The organism is Pseudoduganella lurida (assembly GCF_007830455.1).
Classification (GTDB): domain Bacteria; phylum Pseudomonadota; class Gammaproteobacteria; order Burkholderiales; family Burkholderiaceae_D; genus Rugamonas; species Rugamonas lurida.
Genome location: NZ_VLLB01000003.1, coordinates 44,443 through 57,645, shown reverse-complemented (window position 1 = coordinate 57,645; position 13,203 = coordinate 44,443). Strand labels below are relative to the sequence as shown.

The following is a 13,203-nucleotide window of genomic DNA, read 5'->3' as shown; positions in this document are numbered from 1 at the left end:
CTCCAATGTCCGTTGCGCTTACAGCCAGCCTTTGGTCACCATCGCGCGCGACACGTAGCGCGCCAGCAGCAGGTTGTTGAACGGCGTGGGGTGCACGTCGTCCGCGAACGAATAGTGGCTCACGTCGCCGGCGCGCAGGCTGGCGGCCGTGCAGCCCAGCGAGCTGCCCAGCGGGTTCTTCGCCGAGCTCAGGTCGCAGGCCGTTTCGGTCACGTTGGTCAGGCCGTACGGGCCCGGGTTGGTGGCCTGGTCATGGCTGACGGCATACACGTCCACCAGCAGCACCTTGGTTTCCGACGACAGGCCGGACACCAGCTGCGCATTGAACGCCTGCACCATCTTGTCGATCAGCGCGCGCGTGGTGGCATCCTTCGACAGGCCGGCCGGCGTGGTGGCCACGTCCGGCAGGTTGTTGACGACCACATAGTTGGCGCCATTGCCCACCAGCTGCGACTTGACCAGCGTGGCCAGTTCGGCGCCGGCGGTGGTCAGCGCGGCGATCAGGGCCGGCGCCTGGGCAGCGGCGTAGTCGGCACCGGCTTTCGCGCCGGCCGTGTTGGCGGCCGTGGTGGCCGTGGCGATGATGGTGGCCTGGTTGGCTTGCGCGGTGGTATTGCCGGCGCGGACGGCGGCCGTGAAGGCGGCCGTCACGATCGATGCCTGGGTGGCGCCGGCCGTGCTGCTGGCGGTGCTCACGGCCAGGCCGATGGACTGCGCCGCGGTGGCGGGATTGGTGCTGCCCGCGGCCAGCTGCGAGATCAGGCTGGTGGCGAAGGCCGTCTGGCCGGCGCTGGTGCCGGCGGCGGTGGCCGCGGTCTGCAGCTGGGCCAGGTTGACGAGGATGTCGTTACCGCCGGCCATCACGAAGACGACTTCGTCGCCCTTGAACTTGCCGCCGGTCTTGGCCAGGTGGTTCTTCACCTGCGTGACGACCGGTACCGTCAGGGCGCCCAATGCGCTGCCCGTGAGCTTGTTGCCCGCCCCGACCGGGTTGGTCACGCGTGCGCCGCCCTGGGCATAGCCGAAGCAGTTGGCGTTGTTGACGACGGGGACGGAGAAGCCCTGCGCGGCATTGCCGTCCAGGCCCGTCTGGGCCGGGCACGGTGCGGGCAGGTTGAACTGCGCGGCCATCAGCTCGGTCCAGTTCTTGCCGGTCAGCGCCGAATTGGTGGCCGTGTTGTCGCCGTTGATCGTGAACTTGCCGCCGCCGAGGGCTTTCACGGTGCCGACGTTGTAGCTGCCCACGTCGGACAGGCTGTCGCCGAAGCTCACCTGGGATGCGAAGGACACCTTGTTGATCTGGGCGCCGCCCTGCGGGCTGCCGCTGCCGCCGCCGCACGCGGCAAGGATGGCACCGGCCATCACGGCCAGCGCAAATTTCATGTGTCGCATCGTGTCTCCTGGTTGGATGTCTTATCTGAATAGCACGAACGTACTATTCATGCCTTTCTTAATATGCCAGTCTTGTTCCTGCGAGCACAAGTGAAATCTGGCAAAAAATGAACCGCTGGTTACGGTGCGTCGCAGCATTGCACAGGCCGTTAGTACCCGGCGCACGGAACGCTACCGTAAGTTGCAGTGCACCATCGCTCTTGTCGCGGCCGTTCCACAGGCGCGGCGGCTTGCAGCCATCAAGGCAGGCGGTCCTTGAAGAAGTCGCGCGCGGCCAGCAGGCAGAACGGCGCCACGAGGCCGGCGTGGTAGGTGTCCGCCATCGCCTCCGAGACCGATTTGCCATTGGCCACCGCATCGGCTTTCACGGCCAGCTTGGCCGCGTTGAAGCCGGCCCGCTCCACCAGCCAGCGGTCGTTCAGGCCGTCGCCCGTGTCGAGGTCGACGACGGTCGGTGCGCTGTTGATGGCCTTGAAGTAGGCGGCCGCGTCCTGCGTGTTCGAGAACGGCACGGTCGGGTCTTCCTTGCCGCCGCACAGCAGCAGCGGCGCGACGGGCGCGAAGCTGCGCAGGTCGTTCTTCACCACCCATTTGCGCAGGGCGTTCTGCGGCGCGCAGGCCAGCGGCGTGGCGGCGTTCGTGTTGCAGGGGTTCGCGGCGGCATCGGCCAGGTAGGCGTTGCGGTAGCTGGTGCGCACCAGGTTGCCCGCGCCGAAGTAGACGGTGGCGCCGGAGGGCTGCGGCAGCGAGTCGGCGGCGAACAGCGCGTTGCCGGGCAGCCGTCCCTGCGCGACCAGCTCGCCGCTCGACAGCGTGCCCGGCAACACGCTTTCGATGCCGGCGGCGTACGGGTTCTCGTAGAGGTCCGATGGGGCCGCGTAGATGCCCGCGCCGGCGCGCTGGCCCGCCGTGGTGATCAGCGGCAGGAAGGCGGTGATGCCCTGGCCGGGATTGCCGGCGAAGACGTTGTCCGCGAACCGGCTCAATGCGTAGGGGCCGGACATGCCGGCCACCGCCGTGATGCTGAACTCGGTCGGCAGCGCCTGCATGGCCTTCTGCGTGGCGACGGCCACATAGCCGCCCTGCGAATAGCCGGCCAGGAACAGGCGCGTGGACTGGCTGGCGCCCAGCATGCCGAACGAGCTGCGGGCGGCGCGCAGGGCGTCGATCATGTCCGCGGCCTGCAGGCTGGCGTCGAGGTAGGGGTGATAGGACAGCGTGGAGCTGTCGTAGCCGCCGTAGTTCGGCGCGACGACGATGAAGCCCTGCGCGGCGAACATGGCGGCGATCAGGCGCGACTCGCCCGTCAGCCTGGCCATCGTGTAGGTCTTGTCGAGGCTGGTGCCGTGCGCGTACAGCATCACGGGCCGCGCGCCGGTGCAGTTCGGGTCCGTCCCGCCCGGCAGCATGATGGCGGCGCTCGACTGGGTCAGCGTGTCCTGCGGGCCGGCCGTGTTGTAGCGCACCGTGTAGGTGGTGACCGTGCAGCGGGGCTCGCTGGTGACCGATGTCAGCTGGCTCAGTGTGGAAGCCACCAGCGCCTTCATCTGCGCGGTGCCGACGGTGGTGGCGCTCGTGCCGTCGGCCAGGGTGATGGTCGATACCGCCGCCGGCGTCATCACGCTGCCGCGCGCCGGGGCGGGCGTCGTGACCGGCGCCGGCGTCGTCACCGCGGGCGCCGCGCTCGTCACCGGCAGCGGCGTGCCGCCCGGCGCACTTCCCCCGGACCCGGCGCCACCACCGCAGGCGGACAACATCGATGCAATCAGAAGGGGCAAAACGACAGCAGGCAGGGGGGACATGGCAGCAACTCGGCAGATCACAAAGCGCCGATCATACGACCCGAAGTTGCGGTGCGGCACCATGTAACTGGCAATTTACAACTGGCTGTCGCACATTTCCCACACCAATGACAAAGCGTCTACAGCCGAGCTCGTGTCCACCATGGGGTCAGACCCCGACACGGACACGAGCTCATGCATAAATGTGCGCGGTGCTTCGCTTTGGCGCATCATTCAGACAACAAAACTCTTTTTCGACACCGAATATTGTCGAGGCCGTGTCCATGTCGGGGTCTGACCCCAAGGTGGACACGAACTGGGCTGTCAGGCGAGGAAGCGCGAGAGGATGCCGATGGAGCCGTGGGTGGCGCGGCGCAGGCGGTCGTTGATGCCGAGCCAGTCGTCCGTTTGCGGCGGGGTTTCGACGAGGATCAGCTCGACGCCTGCCGTGTCCATGGCGCGCAGGGCGGCGTACAGGCCTTGCGCGTAGCCGGCCGGGTCGGCGGGCAACGTTTGGTGCGCGGCGGCGCCCGACAGCAGCGGCGTGTAGTGGATCAGCGCGATGCGGCGCCCCCGTGCGGACAAGGTCGTGACGAGGCCGGCCAGCCGCGCGGTCCCGGCCTGCGCAACGGGTGCCTTCGGTGCGTAATGCGACTCCAGCGTGCCGGAAGCGCGCGGCGCGGCGTCGTCCGGTGCGGCGGGCAGCGCGCCGATGACGGCGGCGATCTGCGCGGCACCGATATGGCCGGGCCGCAGCAGTACCGGGCCATGCGTGGCGAGGCGCGACAGGTCGACGATCGTCGATTCGATGCCCACCTGGCTGGCACCGCCATCGAGCACGGTCAGCTCGCCGTTACCAAATTCGTCACCGAATTCATCGCGGACATGCTGCGCGGTGGTCGGGCTGACATTGCCGAACTTGTTCGCGGACGGTGCCGCCACCCCGCCCTTGCCGCCCTTGAACGCGGCCAGCAGCGCCATCGCGACGGGGTGCGACGGGCAGCGGAGGCCCACCGTGTCCTGCCCGCCGGAGACGGCATCGGGAATGTGCGCATGGCGCTTGACGATCATCGTCAGCGGCCCGGGCCAGAACGCCCCCGCCAGCAGCCGCGCCTCGTCCGGCACATCGGCCGCCCAGTAATCGAGATCGGCGCCGGGCGCCACGTGCACGATCACGGGATGGTCCTGCGGCCGCCCCTTGGCGGCATAGATGGCGGCAACGGCCGCGGGGTTCTCGGCATCCGCACCGAGGCCGTAGACGGTCTCGGTCGGAAACGCCACCAGCCCGCCCGCCTCGAGACGCGCGGCCGCGTCCAGGATCGCAGCTCCGGTCACAGCGGAATACCCAGGATGCCGCAGGCGGCCTGCAACTGCGCCTGCGCTTCGGCCAGCGTGGGCGCCACGAACGTCACGTGGCCCATCTTGCGGCCGCGGCGCGGATCGTCCTTGCCGTACAGGTGCAGGCAGGCGCCGGGCAGCGCCAGCACGTCATCCCATGCCGGCTCGGACACGGATTCACCATCGAACCAGATGTCCCCGAGGATGTTCAGCATCACGGCCGGCGAATGCTGGCGCACATCGCCCAGCGGCAGCTTCGCCATCGCCCGCACCTGCTGCGCGAACTGGCTCGTCACGCAGGCATCCATCGTGTAATGGCCGCTGTTGTGGGGACGCGGCGCCATCTCGTTGACGACCAGCGTGCCATCCTCCAGCACGAAGAACTCGATGCACAGCACGCCCACGTAGCCCAGCTCGGAGACGATCGCCTGCGCCGCGTTCTGCGCCTTCAGTGCGCTGTCGGCGGAGACGTTCGGGCCCGGCACGGTCGTCGTGAACAGGATGCCGTCGCGGTGCACGTTTTCCGCGATCGGATAGACGACGGATTCGCCATCGGCACCCCGCGCCGTCAGCACCGACACTTCATAGGCCAGCGGCAGCATCTTCTCGAGCAGGCAGGTGACCTGGCCCATCTCGTCGAACGCGGCGCGCACGTCGTCGCGCGACCGCACGCGCACCTGGCCCTTGCCGTCGTAACCCATGCGCACGGTCTTCAGGATGCCGGGCAGCAGATCGTCGCCGATGGCGTCGATGTCCTCGTACGAGGCGATCACCTTGTGCGGCGCCGGCATCACGTGCGATTTACTGGCGCAGGCCACGAAGAAGGCCTTCTCGGCGATCCGGTCCTGCGCCACCGAGACGCCGTGCGCATCCGGTGCCACGAATACGCGCTGCGCCAGCCGCGACAGGCTGTCGGCCGGCACGTTCTCGAACTCGGTGGTGACGGCGACGCATTGCGCGGCCAGCGCATCGAGGCCGGCCGCATCGTCATAGGCCGCGTTGACGAGGTGCTGCGCGACCTGCCCGGCCGGGCATTCGTCCGCCGGCTCCAGCACGGCGACCTGGTAGCCCATTGCCTGGGCCGCCTGGGCAAACATGCGGCCCAGCTGGCCGCCCCCCATCACGCCCAGCCAGGTGGCCGGGGAAGCTGCAGGTACGAACGGCTTATTCATTGATGGGCAGGACCATGGCTTGCGCGGCAGCCGTCTGCTGCGCGCGGAACGCTTCCAGTTGCGCCGCCAGCGCCTCGTCGCCAGCCGCCAGGATGGCAACGGCCGTCAGCGCCGCATTGGCCGCACCCGCTTCGCCGATGGCGAACGTGGCCACCGGCACGCCCTTCGGCATCTGCACGATGGACAGCAGCGAATCCTCGCCGCGCAGGTACTTCGACGGCACGGGCACGCCCAGCACCGGCACGATGGTTTTCGCGGCCACCATGCCCGGCAGGTGCGCGGCACCGCCGGCACCGGCGATGATGGCGCGCAGGCCACGCGCGCGGGCCGTTTCGGCATATGTGAACATCTCGTCCGGCATGCGGTGCGCGGAGATCACCTGCGCCTCGAACGGCACATTGAACTGCTTGAGGATATTGACGGCGTTCTGCATCACGTCCCAGTCGGACGACGAGCCCATGATGACGCCGACCAGCGCTTTAGCTTGATCCGTCATCAGTCGGCCTTCAGCTTCTCGCCGGTCAGGCGTTCGATCGCTTCGAAGTATTTGGCTTGCGTCTTCTCGATGACGTCCGCCGGCAGCGCGGGGGCCGGTGGCGATTTCTTCCACTCGGTCAGCGTTTCCAGGTAGTCGCGCACGAACTGCTTGTCGAACGATGGCGGCGACATGCCCGGCGCATAGGAATCGGCCGGCCAGAAGCGCGACGAATCGGCCGTCAGCACTTCGTCCATCAGGTGCAGCACGCCATCGTTGTCGAGGCCGAATTCGAACTTCGTGTCGGCGATGATGATGCCGCGCGTGGCGGCGTAGTCAGCCGCCGTCTGGTACAGCTGGATGCTGATATCGCGCATTTGCGCGGCCAGGTCGGCGCCGATGCGCTCTTCCATCTCCGCGAAACTGATGTTCTCGTCGTGCTCGCCCAGGTCGGCCTTGGCGGCCGGCGTGAACAGCGGTTCGGCCAGCTTGTCGGCCTGTTGCAGGCCGGCCGGCAGCGCGATGCCGCAGATCTTGCCGGTGGCCTGGTAATCCTTCCAGCCCGAGCCGATGATGTAGCCGCGCACCACCGCTTCCACCAGGATCGGCTTCAGCCGCTTGGCGACGACGGCGCGGCCCTTCACCTGCTCCACTTCGTCCTCTGCCACCACCGACTCCGGCGCCACGCCGGTCAGGTGGTTCGGCACGATGTGGCCGAGCTTCTCGAACCAGAAATCGCTCATCTGGTTCAGCACCATGCCCTTGCCGGGGATCGGTTCGTTCATCACGACGTCGAAGGCGGACAGGCGGTCGGTGGTGACGATCAGGATCTTGTCATCGCCAACGGCATAGTTGTCGCGCACCTTGCCGTGGCCGAGCAATGGCAGGGATTTGATAGAGGACTGGTAGAGGCTTTTCATGGAGGGAGGATCTCGATAAAGCGAAAAACCGGCGGGGGATGACTCCCGCCCGCCGGTCGAGTGGGTTCGGGCCCGAAAGCCCGAAAAGCAGGATTTTACTTCACAATCTGGGCCAGATCACCGGCCTTGTAACGTTCCGCCATCTTTTCCAGCGGGATCGGCTTGATCTGCGATGCGCGGCCTTCGCAGCCGAAAGCGATGAAACGGGCCTTCACGACTTCTTCCGCAGCCAGGCGTGCCGGCTTCAGGAAATCGCGCGGATCGAACTTCGACGGGTTCTCGAACAGGTACTTGCGCACCGCGGCCGTCATGGCCAGGCGGATGTCCGTGTCGATGTTGATCTTGCGGACGCCGTGGCGGATGCCTTCCTGGATCTCCTCGACGGGCACGCCATAGGTTTCCTTCATGTCGCCGCCGAATTCGCGGATGATGGCCAGCAGTTCCTGCGGCACCGACGAGGAACCGTGCATCACCAGGTGCGTGTTCGGAATGCGCGCGTGGATTTCCTTGATGCGGTCAATTGCCAGGATGTCGCCGGTGGGCTTGCGCGTGAACTTGTAGGCGCCGTGCGAGGTGCCGATGGCGATCGCCAGCGCGTCGCACTGGGTGCGTTCGACGAAGTCGGCGGCCTGGGCCACGTCCGTCAGCAGCTGTTCACGGGTCATGGTGCCGTCCGCGCCGTGGCCGTCTTCCTTGTCGCCCTTCATCGTTTCGAGCGAGCCCAGCACGCCCAGTTCCGCTTCCACCGTCACGCCGATCGAGTGGGCGAACTTCACCACCTCGCGCGACACGTTGACGTTGTAGTCGTAGGAGGCGACGGACTTGCCGTCCGCTTCCAGCGAGCCGTCCATCATCACGGACGTGAAGCCGGAACGGATCGCGGCCATGCAGACGGCCGGCGACTGGCCGTGGTCCTGGTGCATGACGACGGGAATGTGCGGGTAGGCTTCGACGGCGGCATCGATCAGGTGGCGCAGGAACGCTTCACCGGCGTATTTGCGCGCGCCGGCCGAAGCCTGCATGATCACCGGGCTGTTGACGGCGTCGGCGGCGGCCATGATGGCCTGCACCTGTTCCAGGTTGTTGACGTTGAATGCCGGCAGGCCATAGCCGTGTTCGGCGGCATGGTCCAGCAGCTGGCGCATGGATACGAGGGACATGGTAGTACTCCAATCAAATAAAAACCTTCGTGGCGAAGGCAACGCAGGCGCGTGCATCCGCCGCGCCTGCCGTTCTCCGCCAGGCGGCGCGCGGCTCGTGGCCGGCGCCGCCTTCAATCCTTGGCCGAATTCTTAACTGAATTCGCCGATCTTGACGATCTTCAGCGCATTCGTGCCGCCGGCCTGGCCCATCGGCGAGCCCCAGGTCACGACGATCATGTCGCCCTTCTTCGCCAGGCCTTCCGCGACCAGCAGGTCCTCGGCCTGTTTCAGCACCTCGGCGCTGGTGCCCTGCTGCACCAGGTAGTGCGAGCGCACGTTGCGGTACAGCGAGACCTTGCGCTGCGTGGTCACGCTCGGCGTCAGCGCGAAGATCGGCGTATCGATATTGTGGCGGCTCATCCACAGCGGCGTGGAGCCCGATTCCGTCAGCGCCACGATGGCCTTCACGCGCAGGTGGTGCGCGGTGAACAGCGCGCCGTAGGCGATCGACTGGTCGATGCGGGTGAAGCGCACGTTCAGGAAGTCGGCATCGAGCTTGTTGTATTCGGACAGTTCGGCCTCGATGCAGACGGCGGACATCATCTCCACCGTCTCCACCGGGTAGCGGCCCGAGGCCGTTTCGGCGGACGTCATCACGGCATCCGTGCCATCCAGCACGGCATTGGCCACGTCGGACACTTCGGCGCGCGTGGGCACGGCGTTGAAGATCATCGATTCCATCATCTGCGTGGCCGTGATGGCGAACTTGTTCGAGTCGCGCGCCATGCGGATCATGCGCTTCTGCAGCGCCGGCACGGCGGCATTGCCCACTTCCACGGCCAGGTCGCCGCGCGCCACCATGATGCCGTCCGAGGCGTTGAGGATTTCCTGCAGCGCGGGGATGGCTTCGGCGCGCTCGATCTTGGCGATCATCTGCGGCTTGTGGCCGTAGGGCTCGCCGGCGATATTGGCCAGCTGGCGCGCCATTTCCATGTCGGTGGCGTTCTTCGGGAACGAGATGGCCAGGAAGTCGGCCTGGAAGCTCATCGCCGTCTTGATGTCTTCCATGTCCTTGGCCGTCAGCGCCGGCGCCGTCAGGCCACCGCCCTGGCGGTTGATGCCCTTGTTGTTGGACAGTTCGCCGCCGATCTTCACCGTGGTGTAGATCTCGTTGCTGACGATCCTGTCCACCACCAGCACGATCAGGCCGTCGTTGAGCAGCAGGTGGTCGCCGGCGCGCAGGTCGTTCGGCAGGTTCTTGTAGTCCAGGCCCACGCGTTCCTGGTTGCCCAGCTCGCCGTTCTCGCCCCACTTGGCATCGAGGATGAACTTGTCGCCCTTGGCCAGGTCGATCTTGCCGCCTTCGAACTTGCCGACGCGGATCTTGGGACCCTGCATGTCGGCCATGATGGCTACTTCCCGCCCGCATTCCGCCGCCGCCTGCCGCACCAGGTTGGCACGGTCGATGTGATCCTGTGCCTTGCCGTGCGAGAAGTTCAGCCGCACCACGTCGACGCCGGCCCGGATCATCCGGATCAGAACGTTGAGGTCGGTGGAGGCCGGGCCGATGGTTGCGACGATTTTAGTGCCACGGGACATTGCGGGTTCCTTGCAAAAGATCGAACAGCTGGTTTTCAAAGAGAAAACGCAGCGACGGTGCGCTGCGCTTTTCCGGTTTTACTGGCTGCCCGCTGCGCGGGAACCCAGCACTTCCACCGCCGGCAGGGTCTTGCCTTCCAGGAACTCCAGGAAGGCGCCGCCGCCGGTCGAGATATAACCGATTTTATCGGTAATGGCATATTTTGCAATCGCGGCCAGCGTGTCGCCGCCGCCGGCGATGGAGAACGCCTTCGAGTCGGCAATCGCCAGCGCCAGCGTCTTCGTACCGTTGCCGAACTGGTCGAACTCGAACACGCCCACCGGGCCGTTCCAGACGATCGTGCCTGCCTTGGCGATCTGTTCGGCCAGCAGCGCCGCCGTTTCCGGGCCGATGTCGAGGATCATGTCGTCGTCCGCCACGTCCGCCACCTTCTTGACGGTAGCAGCGGCCGTTGGCGAGAACTCCTTGGCGCACACGACATCGGTGGGGATCGGCACCTGCGCGCCGCGTTTCGACATCAGGTCGATGATGGCTTTCGCTTCCTCGACGAGATCCGGCTCGGCCAGCGACTTGCCGATCTTCAGGCCGGCGGCCAGCATGAACGTGTTGGCGATGCCGCCGCCGACAATCAGGTTGTCGACCTTGTCGGCCAGGGACTTCAGGATGGAAAGCTTGGAGGAGACCTTCGAGCCGGCCACGATGGCCAGCAGCGGGCGGGCCGGCGCACCCAGCGCCTTGCCCAGTGCATCGAGTTCGGCGGCCAGCAGCGGGCCGGCTGCGGCGACCGGCGCAAACTTGGCGATGCCATGCGTGGAAGCTTCGGCGCGGTGCGCGGTGCCGAACGCATCGTTCACGTACACGTCGCACAGCCTGGCCATCTTCTGCGCCAGTTCATCGCTGTTCTTCTTCTCGCCCTGGTTGACGCGAACGTTCTCCAGCAGCACGACCTGGCCGGCCTGCAGGTTCTCGAGACCGGCACCGTCGACCCAGTCCTGCTTCAGTTCGACAGGCTGGCCCAGCAGCTCGGCCAGGCGTTTCGCCACGGGTGCCAGGCTGTCTTCGTCCTTGAACTCCCCCTCGGTCGGGCGGCCCAGGTGGGACGTGACCATGACCTTCGCGCCCGCCTTGACGGCTGCCTGGATCGCCGGGACGGAAGCGCGAATGCGCGTATCTTCGGTGATATTGCCGGCATCATCCTGCGGCACGTTGAGGTCGGCGCGGATGAACACCCGCTTGCCTTGCAGCGCATTCTGCGCGATCAGATCCTGGAGACGAGTAAATTGCATGGCTTTCCGAGGGAGAGTGGCGAGGTTAAGTGATACAAAGGCCACTATTTTACCGCAACGCCGCCCCACCTACGGCCTGATTCGGCTGCCTTCAGACCCCCGCGTGCAGCAGGCGGATCGCGGTGAAGCACAGCATGCCGAACACGATCGTCTCCAGCATCCGGCGCCGCCAGGCGAACCAGGCGACCGAAGCGATGCCCGCCAGCAGTTTGGCATTGCCCAGGTCCAGGTGCACCGTCGTTCCGTCCAGCAGCAGGTCCGGGCCGATGATGGCGGCCAGCGCGCAGGACGGCGCATAGCGCAGCATTTCCTGCACGCGCTGCGGAATGGTGACCTTGTGGCCAACCAGCCAGAACCCGCTGCGCGTGATGGCGGTGGACAGGGCCAGTGCGCCGATGACGATCCAGATTTCCAGGTCAGACATGGCCGCCCTCCCGCTTCAGTTTGCGTTTCTCGCCCGTTTCCTCGATCACCATCGCGGTGGCCATGCCCACGATCACGGCCGCCAGCAGGCCCAGCTTGTAAGGCAGTTCCGCGGCGATCACCGACACGGCGCCGGCCACCAGCACGCCGGCCAGCGCCGGCCGCGTCGCCACCATCGGCACCAGCACGCAGACGATCGCCAGCGTGCCGGCAAATCCCAGCCCCCACTCTGTGGGCACGGCATTGCCCACGAAAATGCCGGCCAGCGAGCCGATCTGCCAGGCCGCCCAGTTCGGGTACAGCAGCCCTTTCAGGAAGGACAGCTTGCCGGGCACCGGCGCGGGATCGGGATAGCGCTGCAGGTACAGGGCCACGGAAATGTCGCCGGAGACGAAACCAAGCCCCAGGCGTTTATGCCAGGGCAGGTTGGAAAAATGCGGGGCCAGCAGCGCGGAGAAGATCACGAAGCGCAGGTTGATCACCAGCGCCGTCACGAACACCACCCAGACGGGCGCATTGGCGGCGATCAGTGGCAGCGAGGCCAGTTGCGCGGAACCGGCAAACACGAGCAGTGTCATACCCAGGGCCTGCGGCAAGGTGAGGCCGGACTTGATCATCGCCACCCCCACCACCACGCCCCAGGCGCCGATGCCGAACAGCGTGGGCAGGCCGGTCTGGAAGCCATCGCGCCAGGCGGCTTTTTCGATCGCCGGATCAGTCATTGCATGGGTGGCGGGGGAAGGAGCGGGATCGTGCGGTTCGTTCATGCGGTGGGACGAATGCGTGGTGGAATTGCCACACATTGGCTGATTGCTGCGGCGTGGGCGTCGGGTTTGCGCGGGTTTGTCGTGGGGAGCGCGCGTCATTGTACTTGTGAAACCTGCACCACGCCTGCCGGGTGCGCGAATCCGTTAAAATCGTGCTTTTTGATCTCCGGAGCACCCAGAAGATGACACAAGCCACCACGCCAGTCGAACTCGAAGCGAAGGACCTGCCGGCATACTGCCCGAATCCGGCCATGCCGCTGTGGTCCACGCACCCGCGCGTGTTCCTGGATTTCGCCAGCAACGGTGAAGCGAAATGCCCGTACTGCGGCACCACGTACCGCCTGAAGCCGGGCACCGTCGTGGGTCATCACTGATCGCATGCAGCGAAACGCGCCATGAAGAAGAAGCAGCACATCATCGGCAGCCCCGCGGAAGTGGAAGCGGCCTTCTACGACGCGCTGAACCGCGCGGATGTCGATGCGCTGATGGCGCTGTGGGCCGATGACGAGGAAATCATCTGCATCCACCCGGGCGGCAAGCGGCTGGTGGGCCACCGGGCGATCCAGGAATCGTGGAGCGTGCTGCTGGAGCACGGCGGCCTGCACATCCTGCCGTCGCAACTGCACGAGATGCACAACCTGATGAGCGCCGTGCACACGGTGGTCGAAGGCACCACGGCCGCCAGCGGCGAACCGGCGCACCTGATCGCCACCAACGTCTACATGAAAACGCCGAAGGGCTGGCGGATGATGGCGCACCATGTCTCCGTCGCCCCGGGACCGGTGCCGACCGAAGGGCCGGCGAAGATGCTGCACTGACTGCAAGGGGACAGGCACCCATTTACGAGCAACACGAGTGTTGCCCGTAAATAGGTGCCTGTCCCCGATGTGCCCCGATGATCATGGTG

At 66.4% G+C, this 13,203-nt stretch carries 13 protein-coding genes; 2 read left to right on the top strand and 11 right to left on the bottom strand.

Translation table 11 applies throughout. The features are described 5' to 3' along the window. Positions 1-18 precede the first annotated feature (18 nt). The 11 genes from IP91_RS09775 to IP91_RS09725 form a co-directional block, all read right to left on the bottom strand. Entirely contained in the window at positions 19-1,392 is a 1,374-nt protein-coding gene (locus IP91_RS09775; protein WP_145648793.1) for an SGNH/GDSL hydrolase family protein, read from the bottom strand. A 239-nt stretch (positions 1,393-1,631) separates the two neighbouring features. Then, positions 1,632-3,149: an alpha/beta hydrolase family protein gene (locus IP91_RS09770; protein ID WP_229474226.1), complete on the bottom strand. Its 1,518-nt coding sequence runs from the start codon at positions 3,147-3,149 to the stop codon at positions 1,632-1,634. 348 nt (positions 3,150-3,497) lie between these two features. Then, positions 3,498-4,508 carry an L-threonylcarbamoyladenylate synthase gene (locus IP91_RS09765; protein ID WP_145648791.1) on the bottom strand — a complete coding sequence of 337 codons (1,011 nt, stop codon included), beginning with the start codon at positions 4,506-4,508 and terminating at the stop codon, positions 3,498-3,500. Continuing rightward, on the bottom strand, positions 4,505-5,683 hold the full coding sequence (locus IP91_RS09760) for a 5-(carboxyamino)imidazole ribonucleotide synthase (RefSeq protein ID WP_145648790.1): 1,179 nt from the start codon (positions 5,681-5,683) through the stop codon (positions 4,505-4,507). The genes IP91_RS09765 and IP91_RS09760 overlap by 4 nt, the downstream gene beginning before the upstream one ends. Further along, entirely contained in the window at positions 5,676-6,179 is a 504-nt protein-coding gene (gene purE, locus IP91_RS09755; protein ID WP_145648789.1) for a 5-(carboxyamino)imidazole ribonucleotide mutase, read from the bottom strand. The genes IP91_RS09760 and purE overlap by 8 nt, the downstream gene beginning before the upstream one ends. Then, a complete protein-coding gene (locus tag IP91_RS09750; protein WP_145648788.1) occupies positions 6,179-7,078 on the bottom strand; it encodes a phosphoribosylaminoimidazolesuccinocarboxamide synthase in 900 nt (299 codons plus the stop codon). Before IP91_RS09750 ends, purE begins: the two co-directional genes overlap by 1 nt. Before the next feature lie 95 nt (positions 7,079-7,173). Further along, entirely contained in the window at positions 7,174-8,238 is a 1,065-nt protein-coding gene (gene fba, locus IP91_RS09745) for a class II fructose-bisphosphate aldolase (RefSeq protein ID WP_145648787.1), read from the bottom strand. Positions 8,239-8,370: 132 nt separating this feature from the next. After that, complete coding sequence (gene pyk, locus IP91_RS09740) at positions 8,371-9,819, bottom strand: pyruvate kinase (RefSeq protein ID WP_145648786.1); 1,449 nt, start codon at positions 9,817-9,819, stop codon at positions 8,371-8,373. Between the two features lie 78 nt (positions 9,820-9,897). Continuing rightward, positions 9,898-11,106: a phosphoglycerate kinase gene (locus IP91_RS09735; RefSeq protein ID WP_145648785.1), complete on the bottom strand. Its 1,209-nt coding sequence runs from the start codon at positions 11,104-11,106 to the stop codon at positions 9,898-9,900. 91 nt (positions 11,107-11,197) lie between these two features. Next, positions 11,198-11,530, bottom strand: coding sequence for an AzlD domain-containing protein (locus IP91_RS09730; RefSeq protein ID WP_145648784.1), 333 nt, complete (start codon positions 11,528-11,530; stop codon positions 11,198-11,200). Next, entirely contained in the window at positions 11,523-12,296 is a 774-nt protein-coding gene (locus IP91_RS09725; RefSeq protein WP_371860610.1) for an AzlC family ABC transporter permease, read from the bottom strand. The genes IP91_RS09730 and IP91_RS09725 overlap by 8 nt, the downstream gene beginning before the upstream one ends. 182 nt (positions 12,297-12,478) lie before the next feature. Here IP91_RS09725 and IP91_RS09720 point away from each other — a divergent pair, with 182 nt between their 5' ends. After that, complete coding sequence (locus tag IP91_RS09720; protein ID WP_145648783.1) at positions 12,479-12,670, top strand: zinc-finger domain-containing protein; 192 nt, start codon at positions 12,479-12,481, stop codon at positions 12,668-12,670. 21 nt (positions 12,671-12,691) lie between these two features. After that, positions 12,692-13,114 carry a YybH family protein gene (locus IP91_RS09715; protein ID WP_145648782.1) on the top strand — a complete coding sequence of 141 codons (423 nt, stop codon included), beginning with the start codon at positions 12,692-12,694 and terminating at the stop codon, positions 13,112-13,114. Positions 13,115-13,203: the final 89 nt, after the last annotated feature.

Coding starts and splice junctions, on each gene's coding strand:
- IP91_RS09775 (WP_145648793.1), bottom strand. CDS start 1,392: ATGCGACACATGAAATTTGCGCTGGCCGTGATGGCCGGTGCCATCCTT.
- IP91_RS09770 (WP_229474226.1), bottom strand. CDS start 3,149: ATGTTGTCCGCCTGCGGTGGTGGCGCCGGGTCCGGGGGAAGTGCGCCG.
- IP91_RS09760 (WP_145648790.1), bottom strand. CDS start 5,683: ATGAATAAGCCGTTCGTACCTGCAGCTTCCCCGGCCACCTGGCTGGGC.
- purE (WP_145648789.1), bottom strand. CDS start 6,179: ATGACGGATCAAGCTAAAGCGCTGGTCGGCGTCATCATGGGCTCGTCG.
- IP91_RS09750 (WP_145648788.1), bottom strand. CDS start 7,078: ATGAAAAGCCTCTACCAGTCCTCTATCAAATCCCTGCCATTGCTCGGC.
- fba (WP_145648787.1), bottom strand. CDS start 8,238: ATGTCCCTCGTATCCATGCGCCAGCTGCTGGACCATGCCGCCGAACAC.
- pyk (WP_145648786.1), bottom strand. CDS start 9,819: ATGTCCCGTGGCACTAAAATCGTCGCAACCATCGGCCCGGCCTCCACC.
- IP91_RS09735 (WP_145648785.1), bottom strand. CDS start 11,106: ATGCAATTTACTCGTCTCCAGGATCTGATCGCGCAGAATGCGCTGCAA.
- IP91_RS09730 (WP_145648784.1), bottom strand. CDS start 11,530: ATGTCTGACCTGGAAATCTGGATCGTCATCGGCGCACTGGCCCTGTCC.
- IP91_RS09725 (WP_371860610.1), bottom strand. CDS start 12,296: ATGAACGAACCGCACGATCCCGCTCCTTCCCCCGCCACCCATGCAATG.
- IP91_RS09720 (WP_145648783.1), top strand. CDS start 12,479: ATGACACAAGCCACCACGCCAGTCGAACTCGAAGCGAAGGACCTGCCG.
- IP91_RS09715 (WP_145648782.1), top strand. CDS start 12,692: ATGAAGAAGAAGCAGCACATCATCGGCAGCCCCGCGGAAGTGGAAGCG.